At 54.9% G+C, this 14,090-nt stretch carries 13 protein-coding genes; 2 read left to right on the plus strand and 11 right to left on the minus strand.

All coding sequences use genetic code 11. The features are described 5' to 3' along the window. Nucleotides 1-35: 35 nt before the first annotated feature. The 11 genes from J3P76_RS03540 to J3P76_RS03590 form a co-directional block, all read right to left on the minus strand. The gene (locus J3P76_RS03540; protein WP_434701499.1) at nucleotides 36-260 is read right to left on the minus strand and encodes a hypothetical protein; all 225 of its coding nucleotides are present in this window, start codon (nucleotides 258-260) and stop codon (nucleotides 36-38) included. Next, a complete protein-coding gene (locus J3P76_RS03545; protein WP_434701500.1) occupies nucleotides 260-1,597 on the minus strand; it encodes a restriction endonuclease subunit S in 1,338 nt (445 codons plus the stop codon). Before J3P76_RS03545 ends, J3P76_RS03540 begins: the two co-directional genes overlap by 1 nt. Then, nucleotides 1,590-3,989, minus strand: a complete 2,400-nt coding sequence (locus J3P76_RS03550; RefSeq protein ID WP_434701501.1) for a type I restriction-modification system subunit M — start codon at nucleotides 3,987-3,989, stop codon at nucleotides 1,590-1,592. Before J3P76_RS03550 ends, J3P76_RS03545 begins: the two co-directional genes overlap by 8 nt. Nucleotides 3,990-4,247: 258 nt before the next feature. Further along, the gene (locus J3P76_RS03555) at nucleotides 4,248-4,523 is read right to left on the minus strand and encodes a hypothetical protein (protein ID WP_434701502.1); all 276 of its coding nucleotides are present in this window, start codon (nucleotides 4,521-4,523) and stop codon (nucleotides 4,248-4,250) included. Then, nucleotides 4,520-5,500, minus strand: a complete 981-nt coding sequence (locus tag J3P76_RS03560) for an integrase domain-containing protein (protein ID WP_434701503.1) — start codon at nucleotides 5,498-5,500, stop codon at nucleotides 4,520-4,522. Before J3P76_RS03560 ends, J3P76_RS03555 begins: the two co-directional genes overlap by 4 nt. 953 nt (nucleotides 5,501-6,453) lie before the next feature. Then, on the minus strand, nucleotides 6,454-7,710 hold the full coding sequence (locus tag J3P76_RS03565; RefSeq protein ID WP_434701504.1) for an integrase domain-containing protein: 1,257 nt from the start codon (nucleotides 7,708-7,710) through the stop codon (nucleotides 6,454-6,456). Nucleotides 7,711-7,999: 289 nt separating this feature from the next. Beyond that, nucleotides 8,000-9,547 carry an ATP-dependent nuclease gene (locus J3P76_RS03570; protein ID WP_434701506.1) on the minus strand — a complete coding sequence of 516 codons (1,548 nt, stop codon included), beginning with the start codon at nucleotides 9,545-9,547 and terminating at the stop codon, nucleotides 8,000-8,002. 6 nt (nucleotides 9,548-9,553) lie between these two features. Continuing rightward, a complete protein-coding gene (locus J3P76_RS03575; protein ID WP_434701507.1) occupies nucleotides 9,554-10,744 on the minus strand; it encodes an Arm DNA-binding domain-containing protein in 1,191 nt (396 codons plus the stop codon). 804 nt (nucleotides 10,745-11,548) lie between these two features. After that, complete coding sequence (locus J3P76_RS03580) at nucleotides 11,549-11,995, minus strand: Arc family DNA-binding protein (protein ID WP_434701508.1); 447 nt, start codon at nucleotides 11,993-11,995, stop codon at nucleotides 11,549-11,551. A 62-nt stretch (nucleotides 11,996-12,057) separates the two neighbouring features. Beyond that, nucleotides 12,058-12,438 (minus strand): LuxR C-terminal-related transcriptional regulator, encoded by a 381-nt coding sequence (locus tag J3P76_RS03585; protein ID WP_434701509.1) that lies wholly within the window; start codon nucleotides 12,436-12,438, stop codon nucleotides 12,058-12,060. 123 nt (nucleotides 12,439-12,561) lie between these two features. Next, on the minus strand, nucleotides 12,562-13,401 hold the full coding sequence (locus J3P76_RS03590; protein WP_434701510.1) for an XRE family transcriptional regulator: 840 nt from the start codon (nucleotides 13,399-13,401) through the stop codon (nucleotides 12,562-12,564). A 78-nt stretch (nucleotides 13,402-13,479) separates the two neighbouring features. Between J3P76_RS03590 and J3P76_RS03595 the strand changes: the two genes are divergently transcribed. Both J3P76_RS03595 and J3P76_RS03600 read left to right on the plus strand, forming a co-directional pair. After that, complete coding sequence (locus J3P76_RS03595) at nucleotides 13,480-13,800, plus strand: hypothetical protein (protein ID WP_434701511.1); 321 nt, start codon at nucleotides 13,480-13,482, stop codon at nucleotides 13,798-13,800. Further along, entirely contained in the window at nucleotides 13,797-13,991 is a 195-nt protein-coding gene (locus J3P76_RS03600; protein WP_434701513.1) for a Cro/CI family transcriptional regulator, read from the plus strand. The genes J3P76_RS03595 and J3P76_RS03600 overlap by 4 nt, the downstream gene beginning before the upstream one ends. Nucleotides 13,992-14,090 lie beyond the last annotated feature (99 nt).

Below are 14,090 nucleotides of genomic sequence, written 5' to 3' on the forward strand. Positions count from 1 at the left end.
CCAACGGGACTGACATTCGCCCCTGCCCACCTCACTTACCACTGCTCGTGAAAGCGCGTAACCACAACCTGTTGGCGATCATTAACGTCGGAAACCAGCCAGGCAATATTCACGTCCCTCTGGTTGGCCTCGTTACTCAGGGCAGAGAAGTATTTACGGAGCTTAGTGATGTCATAGCCGTACTTAGCCTCCTTGAGCTCCACCAACTCGCTCTCATCACTGCCTACCAACAGGCGCTGCGGTTGCCGCTGGGCATCCATCAGGCCACCTCTATATCCGGTATAACCGGCTCCACCACACCAGGCACCTTGATCTTGCCGGTAATGGCGGTATTGATCAGGATGGCCTTGTATTCTTTGAGTTTGCTGATTTGTTGCTCTAGCAGTGCTACGGCAGCGTTCTGCTTTTGCATGGCCTGCTCGATATACTCAATGATGGATTGTTGTTCATCAATCGGAGGGACAAGGGTTATCAGTTGTTTGAAGCCATCCCAGTAGAGCCGTTTGCGGAAGTCCGTAATGCCCTTGGAATAGCGATCCATCTGTTGGATAAACCCGGGGGTACGGTACTGATACTCAAAGTATCGAGCATCTAGGCTGGGACGGGGTATCGCAATAGTGTAAGCCGGGCTGACCATGCCCTCTACTCGCACCGCACCAATGGCCCCTTGCCAGGCACGCATCATATTGAAGGCAATATCGCCTGGGCGCACGCAGATGTATTTGGATTTATCTTCAATCTTTACACGACCGCGAATGTTCTCTTCTTCGGAGATTTCTTCTTCGGATACGCCAGAATGGATGGAAACCGACAACAAAGGTAAATCCTCTCGCCCGGGCTCCACCCGCTCGCGGAATAATGCACGGTTGGCCATCATGCTCCAGTGCGCCGGAATTTCGCCAATCCATTCGAGGCCGCTATCCTGCATGGGGGCGTGCGAATCAAGGCCGCGGGTTACGACCTGCTGGATCAGTATCTGTTTGCGCTCTTTAAGACGATCGATCTGGCGTTCTTTGACCCGAATTGCCCTATCGATTTGCGTCAGTTTCTTATCGAGAAATGAAGCAATCAGAGACTGCTCTTCGAACGGAGGAACGGGCAATAACAATTCAGAAAAATCTTTAAATCTGAAATCGGTCGAGCGCTCTCGAATACCTTTAGCAAGAGAGGTCAGATAGCCGGATAGTGCCAAGTCCCGCATGAAGTATGCATAAAAGTAAGGATTCACTCGCTTGGGGTTTATCGGGGTGCACGCGGCATAGACCGGCGATGACTTACCGTCAGAGTCAGAAACGCCGATGGCACCAGCGAACGCATCCATGGCATGAATAACCAGGTCATTTTTTCTAATTCCCTGATAACCATGTTCTAGCAGAGCGTTGGTAAACCCTTCCGTTCTTCTGTTGCGCCGTAGGGTCACTTCCCCATCACGAAAGCAAGTTACAACTTCGTCTTTTTGCTGGACGGGCCTGTTCTCCTTCTTGAATAGCCACTTACCTTTTTCTACATTCCAATGGGTTGGCAGGCTCGGTAGATAATTGACCTCAGTGGGCCCTACCGAATGGTACTCGCTAAAAATTAGGGGGATCTCAACCATTTGCCACTCCCGACACATCCTTCACATCCAACCCCAGAATCTCCGCAATCAACCCCTCCGCCTGCTGCTCCAACGCGACAATCTCCCGCGCAACCTCATCCATGCTGCGCAGCGGCTGATGTTTGTAAAAATATTTGTTGAAGCTGATCTCGTAGCCTATCTTTACCGACTCCAAATTGATCCAGGCTTCTTCCAAATGGGGTTGCACTTCGGCCTTGAAGAAGCGGTGGATGGTGTCGGCCAGTGGGATGCTTTCACTGTCGCGCAAGTCGCTGTTGGATTCGTAGGTGATAAATTCGCCGGCCTTGTCGCTCGGGTAGTAGCCGAAATCGGCCAGGTCGGCCTCGCGGCAACCCAGCCGCTTCAGCAGGGTGGCCAACTCGGCACGGTCGAATTTCTCCACCTTGCGGATGACCTTGGCGGCGTTGTCGTCGTACCAGCTCACTGCATTGAGCACCTGATTGCGATCGCTGGCACCGAGCTTAATGCCGGCCTCTTTGCTCAGTTGTTTAAGCGCCTTGTCCACCAGTTTGGCGAACAGGTTGAAGTTGTCATATTCCTCGCTGCCGATGGCTTGCATCAGGTAGTTGGCCACCGTGACCAGCAGGGACTGCTTGGCCCAGGTTTCCAGGCTCAGCAGCTTTTTGCGTTGTTTGGCGTTGAGCTCCAGGCCTTGTTCTTCACACAAGGCGAGGATGGCTTTTTCATGGGTGGCCAAGGTGGCGTCCTGGTACACCGCCTCGCCCCACTCTTGGTAAATCCACTGCATGGGTTCGCGCAGGGCCTTGTCGAAACGCAGGGTTTCGATGCGCTCGGCGCTGAACTGCGCCTTGCGCCGGTCTGGCCGTTCGATGCTGACCTTGTGGTAGCCGAAGTCGCGGTTATCAAACACCTGCGCGGCAATGCCGTCGCCACCGGCCGAGCGGTCGAAGCTGGCCAGGTCGAGGTAGGTTTGGGTGATCCACTCGATATGCTCGGGGGCAAATTCACAGTTTTTGTTGCCGAGGTTTTTGCGCAGTTTGCGGTACAGCAGGCTGGCGTCGATCAGTTGCACCTTGCCTCGGCGCTGCGCCGGCTTGTTGCTGGAGAGCAGCCAGATATAGGTGGTGATGCCGGTGTTGTAGAACAGGTTGTTGGGCAACTGGATGATGGCATCGAGCAGGTCGTTTTCGATCAGGTGGCGGCGGATATTGCTCTCGCCACCGCCGGCGTCGCCGGTAAAAAGGCTGGAGCCGTTATGCACCGAGGCGATGCGCGAGCCGAGGCCGCTGTCGCCGGGTGCTTTCATTTTGTTGACCATTTCCATCAGAAACAGCAACTGGCCGTCGCTGGAGCGCGGGGTGGCGTCCTGCAACTCGGCGTTTCCCCAATAGTCCGCGAGGCTGACCTTGAAGCGCGGGTCGATCACGTCGCCGCCGTCTTTGATGAACTTCTGCTCGCTGGCCCAACTTTTACCGTAGGGCGGGTTGGACAGCATGAAGTCGAAGTGGCTGCCGGCGAATTCGTCCACCGAGAGGGTGGAGCCGGGGCGGATGTGGGCAGGGTTGTTGCCCTTGATCATCATGTCCGACTTGCAAATGGCATAGGTCTCGTCGTTGATCTCCTTGCCATAGAGGTGGATGTCGCGCTTGATAGTCGAGTCCGGGTATTTTTCTTCAATAAAATTCTGCGACTCGGTTAGCATGCCGCCGCTGCCGCAGGCCGGGTCGTAGATGGTCATCACTGTGGGCAGGCGATCCTTGATTGGGTCGAAAACCAGGTGGGTCATCAGCTCGATCACTTCGCGCGGTGTGAAGTGCTCGCCGGCTTCCTCGTTATTCTCTTCGTTGAACTTGCGGATCAGCTCTTCGAACACATAGCCCATACCCAGATTGCTCAGGGCGGGCAGGCGGTTGCCTTGTGGATCTTCGCTGTCTTGCGGGGTGAGGTTGATGGTAGGCGAGGTGAATTTTTCCAGTACATCAAGCAGCACGTCTTTGCTGGCCATGTGACGCATCTGAGACTTGAGGTTGAAGCGCCGGATGATGTCTTTGACGTTGTCGCTAAAGCCGTCGAGGTATTCCTCAACGTTGCTCAGGAGGATCTGCTGGTTGTTGGTGGCGGTCTTCTGCAGCTGGCTTAGCGTCCACTTGCTGGTGTTGTAGAACACATAGCCAGAAGCGGCACGCAGGGCGCTGTCGTCCAGTTCGGTCTGGCTCATTTCACGTTGCTGAAAGGCCAGCTCTTCCATCACCTTGGCCTTGCTGGTCTCTAGCAGGGCATCGAGCCGGCGCAGCACTACCATGGGCAGGATGACGTCACGGTATTTTCCGCGTACATACACGTCGCGCAGGCAGTCGTCGGCGATCGACCAGATAAATGAAACCAGTTTGTTGTGGACCGCGTGGTTCAACTGCAGATACTCCAAATCAAAGCGCTGAATGGCAGCGCTGCTAGGGTGGCTGTACCGCACCCATGTGCTAGCTAAGGAGCGCATCTTAACCAATGCAGAGGAGCTTTGGGCGGTGGAGATGCCAGCGGATGGAAGCCAGCCTGGTAGGCAATTGTAGCGAGGATGTTCGTGACTAGGTGTTGGAGAGCATAGAAAAGCGGTTCGAGGATCAACTATTCTGAGCTCTAAGGATTCGCCCAACTCACTGTGCATCGCTGACTAACTGTGAAATACCCAAGATTTTTCTAATCGACGAGTGAGCAGTTGCACTGTCAGCAAGTAGTAGTACCGCGTTGCCTGACTGCGCTCGGCTAGGCGATGATCGAGAAACCACGCAACGTGCTTTCTCTTCCAAGCCCAAGGTGTTTCCAACTGCCAGCGTTTAGATAACTCAGCTTGGATGAGCTTTGCTTGCCGTAAGTGGCGCTGCCGGGTTGAGTACGAACCCCTCAGCACCCCATCTAAGAACAGATCCATGTCGAATGGCTGACTCATTGCCTCCCTCCAATGTAAGCAGCGACCACATCGATCCGACCGTGCCCAAGCTCATAGCTGATTTGCCTCCGGGCCTCCCGATCAAGTCTTCTATCGACTTGGCAACATTGACCGCCGTTTATTGGCGCGCGGTGCTGAGTGATCTGCTCATAGCGATCGCAGGCATACGCCGCTCGGAGTTCATGGAAGCATTTGAGGTTGTGCGCATGCAGGATGTCCCGTGCAGGGCGGGTGATTTGTTGCAGAAGATTTAGATAGCTTTCGTGTGGCTCAATCAGGTTGCGGCTACCCGCAGGCGACACCTGCCTTGCAAACTCAAGTGCACCTCGAACATGGTCGTCCACCGCGATCCAGCGTGGCGCCGAAGCCCCCGCGCGGCCGCCCTTGGTGCCGTCCTGAATATTAATCCTGCCTAGGTCGTTGGCCTCACGGTTAAGCCTTGGCAGGTCAGCCAAAATGGCCTCACGCAACCGCATGCCGGTGGCTCGCGCCAACAAAACAATCGCAGCGGCTCGTAGCTGATGGTGGCGGCAAAGCGCATCGACGATCTGCTTAATCTGTTCTCGGTCTTGGCCTTGGGGAACCGAGTGGCGAACCCCGGTGCGCTGCATACCCAGCGCCTTACTTGGACTTGGCAATTTCACATACTGATCACCGCGAAGCGCTGCCATGGTCCTGTTAACGCTGGATAGTCGGTTTTGCGCGGTGCTGACGGCGAGATCGCCGCGCCTAACCACGACGCGCAGATACGCCGCATAGTCCGCCAGTACCTTCCGATCAATCTGCCGCGCATCGTTGATACCGGGCCCTTGTTCGGAGCGGCACCATTTGACGAATACCCGCCACCGATCACAGTGTGCCTTGACCGTGCCGTAGTGGCCTCCGCCGAACATATCTTTCAGCGCCTGCGGACCTGCGTAGCTCAATTGCCTGCCGTAGCCGAAATTACGGCCCTCGCGTCTACCCACCAATGCCATGTCGATCACCTCATCTGCAGTTCTCCGATCCTCGCCCCACGTCATCCCGCCAAGAATGCTGAGTGTTATCAGGGATCAAGGCCCCTGCGACCTGTGGGGAATGTCCTCTACGCGGGACTGGCGGCTCCTTACAACCGGGAGCAAGGGCATCTCATGATCTGGCCTCCTTAACACCGTTACCGGTGGGCGGGTGGAGGCAGTGCTGGCTGACGAAACCAGCACCTGAAGATCCTGAGTCGGGTGAACACAGCGATGCGATGACCGGGGCATGCCTGACTGTCAGTCAGGTGCAGTCCATTCCTTGGTCTGCGGCACCATCATCTACAGCGCTGTTGCTGGTGACTTCGGCATTTGTCACGCCGATTGTCACGAGTGGAGTTGCCGCAAAGCCCTGTGCGATCAGGGCTGCAGCAGTGTTAGAAGCGCCCGTCTCTTTCCAGGAGAAAGAGACGGGCGCAGGTTGGCGCAAGATTCGGCCAAGCGGATAGGTTGTTGCAGGGCAGCGAAGTAGGAGGTGTTGTCTGGCGCACGAGGGCCAAGATGTGAAGTAGGCATCCATCACCGGGGAGGTGACCGGGCGAGCTGCCGGATGCGAATCGCCATTTGGGGGGAGAACCACCGCGAGAACGGCGTGACCTTCAAGGTTCGGGTCACCTAGGTTGCTGTCATCGACAGCGCTTGCACGGCCAGTTCTACGCCTGTGGATAAACCCGGTCAAGGGTCGAAATTCAGCGCCACTTTGGACTTTAAGAGCGGTTATCCACCGGTGGAATTCCGTGGTAAATCCTGGACAACGTGTTCGCTTTTAGCTCTTCAAAGTGAGGTCCTTCCAAACAGGGCGGCTTTGCAGCCCTGTTTGGAAGGACCCGTGCTGAGAAGCGGATAAGCGAGGCTGTTTGCCCCGAATCTTGAACGTTCAGTTGTTGCTGCTGCCGTTCTTGCGCCGTACAGAGCTAGCGGATCGGCACCACGTTCTTGTCTCTGACTTGGCCGTACGCTGAGGCGAGCAGGCTGCCGGTGGCGGCTTTCTGGATGTACTCACTCCACCAAGCCATCATTGGGCGCCGGCGCTCGATGTAGTCGGCTCGGTTGTAGGCGCTGCGCACCTCATCCTTGTCGACGTGCGCCAGTGCCACTTCGATGAGCTCCGGGTCCCACCCATGTTCATTCAAGATGGTGCTGGCCATCGAGCGCATGCCGTGGCTGACCAAGCGGTCCTGGAAGCCCATGCGTTTCAACGCCATGTTGGCCGTTTGGCTATTAGCGTGGGTGCGCGGATTTCTATCGGCCGGGAAGACGTATTCGCGGTGGCCGCTGTGAGTCTTCAGTGACTCCAACAGTGCGACAGCGTGATCACTCAACGGGATGCTATGTGGGCGGCGCTTCTTCATCCGCTCCGGAGGGATAGTCCAGACACGCCTTTCAAAGGCGATGTCTGCCCAGCGAGTAGTCGCTGCTTCTGCCGGGCGCGTCATGGTGTGCAACTGCCATTCGATCAGGCAGCGGGTGGTCCGTTTGATACTGGCGTTCGCGATCTCCAGCATGAGCTCGGGGAGTTCTTCGGGCGGAAGCGCAGCCATATTCTCTTTCTTGGGCTTCTTGAATACTGCCCTGATGCCGCTGAGCGGATTGGCGAAGATCAGGCCGGAGTTTACGCCGTAGGTCATGATCTCGTTTAGCCGCTGGCTAAGACGTTTGACCGTCTCCAGGCTGCCTTTCGCTTCGATTGGACGAAGCAATGCGATCACCATCGGCGCGGTGATTTTCGTCAGTGGGGTTGTCTTCAAATCGGGGAACACGTGCAGCGTAAGCGACCGCCAAATGTCCTCGGCGTAGGCCGGGGTAACCGAGTCTTTTTTCAGCTCGAACCAGGCGGTGGCCACATTCTCGAAGGTGTGTTCCGTTTCTGCGCGCTTGGCTTCATTCAACGTATTGCGCTGCACCTTTGGATCGATGCCCTGAGCGAGCAGCTCACGCGCATCGACTGCCATCTTTCGTGCGTTTGCCAATGACAGTTCGGGGTAGGTCCCGAAGCCGATGTTGATGCGCTTCTTGGTCACCGGTTCGCGGTAGTTGAAATTCCACAGCAACGAGCCGTTGCTGCGTACGCGGAGCTGCAAACCGTCACCGTCAGTAAGGACGTAATCCTTGGACGCCGGTTTGACTCCCTTGAGCTGTCGATCGGAGAGGCGGAGGTTTTGAGCAGGCATGAGATTGTCCTCAGGCACTGATTCGGTATTCCAAAGATTAGCACCGGACGGACTGGAATACCGTCTGGAATACCCGAACGGCTGGAACTCAAAAACTCTCAAAAGACCGCAAAAGCGCTGGAGGCCGCGTATTTACTGGATCGCAGGCACAAAAAAAGACGTCCGTGGACGTCTTTGTTTGATCATTTGGTGGAGCCGGGGGGATTTGAACCCGCATCCAACTCTGGTGTGGCGGAGCTTCCAGCTACGAAGCTGTCAAATTGCTGTCATTTATTTTTGGACATTCACGTTAAGCAGCTTTTTTTGCGCCGATTTGGGCAGATACGAACTCCATGATGTCCGTCCAAAACTCAGCGTTTTCCTCGTTGAAAATGTCGATCATTCCTCCACGAATGTAAACTGCTGACACAAAATCAAGGCGCTGACTTAGCTCGGTGAAATACAAGTGGTGATCACAAGCAGAGTTCATTACTCCCTGCAACGCACCTAATATTCTGTCTTCATCGAACTGTGATAGAAAGCACCGTTGCCTAATTATTGAGGCAAGCCTCACGCGGTTATCATAGATGTACTGGAATACAGTAGCGTCCGGATATCCCTCACCAATAAATCGAGCATGTTGGGGAAGCGCGGGATAAGTATTTGCGTCGTAAATATCTCCATCTACAAGCGCGACCGACGGAATCGCTAAAAGAGGATTTTCATTATGGAATTGACTGACCTTAACTAAGTTAGGGTAACCTCCCGCAGCGAACACTTTGGTTGATTCGGCTAACCCTTTTCCATAGCGACCTAACGCATTCTCTACCCATTCTTTTACAAAATTATCCTCGACGTAAATAACACGAGTGTTTATGATCTCGCCCGTGATAGCGCGCAGGCTTTCTATACTTAGCTTGCCATTCCAGGTGCGCTTGTTGATTGACGCCCACACTGCGTCGGCGGGCAGCTCGTTAACAGCATCTTGAGAGTGCGTAGTAAATACTATCTGGAGTTTTTTGCGTTTCGCCGCATTCTGTAAATATTGCACGAAAAGCCTCACCGCGACAGGGTGTAAGCCGTTTTCTACTTCTTCTATCAATATCAAAGCATTGTCTGGGGCTAATTCAATTCGATCAATAGTTTCAATTACTGACGCCTCCCCAGCACCGAAGTGGAACTGAGAGTAACCTGCTACGGTATCGGTAGCTCCTACATACATCTTAATCGCGGGATTATCTTTTTTTTGTACGATCTTGTAATGTTCTATGCTTTTGTCTAGAACGGCTGTGGCGTATTTAATAGTGTTGGCATTGAGAGGAGTTGTGTTGAAGTCATCCATGTTCCCTGCAAGAAACTTTTTAAACCGCGAGATTTCTCCAGCGGGAACTGTCCTTAAAATTTCAACATACTCAACATGGCGCTCACGGAAATCGTCCCGACGCCATTTCGATTGTGTGAATTTCGCAGTGCGAGAAAAGGTCCGGTCGCGAAACACACTCTTGTCGACCATTTCAATTTCAACACTCCAGTCCGACATGCTTTCATCGCCGACAAACGCTTTTGGGAAAAACTGCCCGGGTTTGATGTTTTTGTATGCCAGTGCCGCTGAGCCTAATATCGTGGATTTCCCACCACCATTGGTGCCTACCAATGCTGTTACAGGCGTTTTGAATTCGACGGTTTCATCATGGAACCCCCTGACATTACGAAGGCGCACACGTTTAATAAATTGGTTGTAACTGTTTGTTCTGACTTTTTCCATTTCCTGCTGAACTTCTGATGGCGAGAGCTTCATGCGCGTCCGTCCCTGATGGTTGTTCGACAGATCATCGCTCGATTGAAGGCGAAGTGCCATACCTTTTCACTCCTGTTTAGTGAGCCTGTTCTCTGGTTCTCTCTGCGAGGAGTGGTTGCCGAAGGCGGCAACGGCTTTCAGCCCCGAAATGACGTGGTCTTGGGGCATCCAGCGGCCATAGACTCTCGCGATCATAGTCCAATCGGTGTGCCCCATTTGCTTGGCCACCCACATAGGATGTTCGCCGGCAGATAGCATCATTGAGGCGTAGGTGTGGCGAGTCTGGTACGGCCGGCGATAGCGGACGCCAGCCTTTTTCATCGCGGGCACCCACATTGTTTTGCGGATCGGGCCATCCCCCGCCCAACGTTCAAGCGTACGCGGATTCTGGAAGATCTCGGCGTCCGCCAAGAACGTATGCGCCTTTTGCGCTTTCAATGCCTCCAGCGCGGGTCTGAGAAGCTTCACGCTGCGTCGCCCGGCGGCAGTCTTCGTGATCTCTGCCTTCCCCTTGCTCGCCTGGGTAATTGCTCGGCTCACCATCACCTCTTCGCGAAGCCAGTCGACATCGCCCCAGTCCAACGCCACCAATTCGCTGGTGCGCAGGCCAGTCCATAAGGCGAACTGCATCATGTTGCGGGCCTGGCCGGTGAGGGCGCCAAGCACTGCCTGCTGCTCCTCGGGACTGAACGGGTCGACATCGTCCTCCTTCGGCGGAGCTGCCTTGCGTGAGTAGGTCCAACCCGCTAGCGGGTTCAGCTCGATCAACTCTTCCTCGACCGCATCGTTCAGTGCGGAGCGCAGGCAGCTCTGGATATTACTGAGCGTCTTATTGCTCACCTCCAAGGTGTCGAGCCAGTCGCGAACTGTCTTCCGCTTCAAGTCCACGAGCATGGTGTCCCCCAGGGCGGGGATCAGGCGCAGGGTGACCAGCTTCCTATAGCCATCGAACGTGCTGCTCGCGACGTGCTTCTTCTTCGCCTCAAGCCACCTGGTCAAGAAGGCGTTCATGGTTTCGCGGGAGGCCTCAGGCGCGAACTTCGCCGCCCGGGCCGAGCCAGGAAACGTCACGGAATAATCGAAGGTGCCAATCGATATCGCATGCTCGATCGCCGCCTTGTGCTGCTCGGCTTTCTTCAAATTAGTGGCGGTGGGCTTGAGCGTGATCCGCTCGCGGCACCGGACGCCCCGATACATGAACGTGATTTCGATACTCGAATCGGAGACTGCCCGAACTCCCCTCCCGCCTCTACCCATGATTCATATCCCTCTATGTCGAGCAGCGTCCGGCCATCCGGTGCCTTGATCCATATCTCACCGAGCCGCCAGATTCCGTCACGGATCTTGGAGCGGATCGCGTCTTCTGTGTAGCCAGAGTCGCTGGCAAATTTCCTGACGGTCACATAGCGCATAGCTTCACCGCACTTCGTGTCGCAACATGTAAATGCATACCGATTTCGCTGAAACGTTCCTTCTGTAACATCTGCGAGAAGTCATTGACTCTCTAGCGAAGCGGTCGTATTGAACTATTGGGACCCGGAATGTAGCGACTTTCTTGAAAACAGGAGTGCGAGAAAAATGCCTCATCGAGGATCGACTTTTTGGCTTTGGGCTGACTGCGAACTGCATCACCGAACGCACAGTGAAGTGTTGGACGGGGGCATCACCATTGATGTCCAAGTCCGCCTTTCCCGACAGGGCGTTACGCAGTTGTTTTTGGGGGTTTACTCCGAAAATCTCAGAATCATCCACGAAGAGGCGTATACCGAGCGAGTCGGCGAGACGATGACCACTGCGCTCCTGTGGGGAGTGGGCAAGGCTCGAAGTGTGGCTGCGGATGCTAAAGCGCTTAGCGGGAATCGGATTAGTCACGCGCACGCTCCCGCGCGTCGTGGGCCACGCGCAACTTGAGGTTGATCCCGCAGGCCTGGGCCAGGCGCATCAGTTCGCTGACGGTGCTGCTGGGCTCTTGCATGGCCTGACCGAAGCGGACCAGGCGAGACCCGAGTTGGCTGAACTCATTCTGAAGAGCAATCCTACTTCCACCTGGCGATGTATTTGTCATGGCTGCGTCTCCGTTCCTTCTGGTTCCTTAATCGCTGTCCGGTAACCAGCGAGGAAAATCAGGTAGTCCGCATGAGTGCGTTCGTCGACGAATCCGCTTCGACCCTTCGTCAGCTCATCATCGGTGGCGCCGACTGGGTTGGCTGCGATGAACAGGTCGCGAGGGTCGGCCATCGCTCTTACGCGATTATCAATGTGCATCGAATCGTGGATGCCGGGACGCTGCGGCCCACCCACCTTCGGGATGGCAGCGCTGGCAAGAGCGTCCAGCAACAGTTCCTGGCGCCGCTGACCATCAAGGTACTGACGGACCGCCTGAACAAAAACGCTGTTCATGCTGCGATCGCTGGCATTTGCTACTGTCTCGACACCCGCTCGAAGGCCATCGGGCAGCCGTGCGACAAACTTGTCTGCAGTTCTCGAATCGTATTGGTTGGTACTCATGGCTTTCTCCAGGCCGAGCGAATCCCGGCCGCGTTGTTGGCTTTCGCGAAGATCGAGTTTGGTTAAGCGGTGAGGGCGACTTCGGTTCGACGTATTGATACGCGGGTTTCGACGCGACGCTCGCCCGGTTTGCGGATGCGGTTCAGCGAGTGGTCACTGATTGCTGACTGGCCCACGAGGATGGCGCAAAGGGCCAATATCATTGGGCTGATTAGGCCGCGGCGCATGGCTTCGGCGACAAGAGCAGGACGTTTATAGACGCCGAGCTTGAACATGGCCGATTCGATGCGGCCTTTGATGGAGCGTGGCGAGAGGCCGTCACGCCTGGCGATTTCCTTATCAGTGTGACCGGCAGCTACGGCCAGAATACATACGAGCTCGCGCTCCGCTAGACCGTTACCGAGAACGCCTTGCCAAGATCCAAATTGAATTGTCCGGTTCATTTGAGTACCCGTGGTCCGTTTGTGAACCAAGGATGGATCTTTTAAAGCGTACTGTCAAGTACCTACGGTACGCTTTTGTGGCGAAATAATAGCGCCATTGGGCGCTACATGTTCCGATTTTTTTTAGTGGAATGTGGCTGACCAGAATACGCGCCCGAGAATTACGATGTCTCGGTCCACCATTTCTTCGGGACTATAAAGCTCATCAGGATGCTCAGCTTGGTTGAAGCTTCTAAGCCTAATCCCTCCACCCGGCAGCCGATACAGCGTTTTCACTCGGAGCTGACCGTCATGGGCAATCGCATATATTTTTCCATCTACGACGCTAGTGGCGCCCTTGTTTATCGCTACGGTACTTCCGTCTGGGAGTACTGGCTCCATGGAATTGCCGTGGACTGGCACGCATACGATTTGATCAAGCTGTACACCATGCTTTCTCAGCATCATCTTATCGAATCGTAGTCTAGCGCTGCTGTGTTCTTTAATCGCTGTACGGCTATTGCCAGCGGACAGCTCTACTTCACCAAGAAAAGGGACTTCAATCTCTTCCTGCCCTTGCAATGCCTCATCGCCCGGATCATCCAGGTGTGTAGTTAAGTCCCCACGATGTGCCGCGTCTTTCTTGTCGCCACCAAGCTCTCTGAGGCTTTTGAATTCGCCGTTTTTGCTGAGGATCATCGTTTGCATTGGGCGAGAGACGACTGGTATTCCGCCGACAATCCGGTTGGTGCTGATATCGGTATCGTGACCCCACAGCAACCATTCCGGATCAACGTGCAAGACGTCGGCGATCTTAGCGATCCTTTCAAATGTGGGCATTGAGTCGCCCTGAATCCACTTGGCTGCTGCTTTCGGGGTGACGCTAAGTTCTCTCGCCAAGCGCGCAGCGCTACCGTGCCCGACGAAACCTGCGTCGCGCATCGATTGGAGTAATCGTTCTGCAAACTGTTCTTTAAGTACCATAGGTCCATTTTGCCTCTACTTGACTGCTCTGTCAGTCCTTTTTACAGTGCGTACCAACAGTCCTAATTGGTACCAATCATGAACCCGATTAAACGCGCTATCACCGCGGTTGGCGGCGTCTCCGCTGCGGCAAGGCTTTGTGGCGTGTCTGCTCGAGCGATCAACAAGTGGGTTGCGGCAGGCAAGTTACCTAGGACCGAATACACCGGAGAGACTCGCCACGCTGAAAAACTTGCAAAAGGTTCTTCTGGCGAGTTTACAGCCGGATGGCTGAAAGATGCCTCGGCTACCGCGTACCAACTGCTCAGCCATGACCAAGATCATACGCCGATGAGTACCGTGAGTTCAGCGCCAGATGTACCTGTTCGCATGTCCAGTGCCCAGCAGGAAGGTCAATGACTCCCGTATTGAGCGTCATCCCACTCCAAGATTTCATCGCGCGCAAGGGACGGAAGCTGGCAGCGTCGGAGCTGGGCTGCACCGGCCCCGCTTTGTCGAAAGCTATCGCAGCAGGAAGGAACATTTTTGTGGAACTAGCAGCAGACGGCATGGCATCGGCAAAAGAAATTAGCAAGTTTCCAGGACGCTAACGAGTTGTGTTCCTCCGATGCGCAGGTCTGGTTGTGGTTTGGCTGGATACCTTAAGTATCCTATGCGAACTGGATATAACCCCAGTGAAAGGAATTCAA

It is taken from the genome of Pseudomonas sp. D1-36, from assembly GCF_051132205.1.
GTDB lineage: Bacteria > Pseudomonadota > Gammaproteobacteria > Pseudomonadales > Pseudomonadaceae > Aquipseudomonas.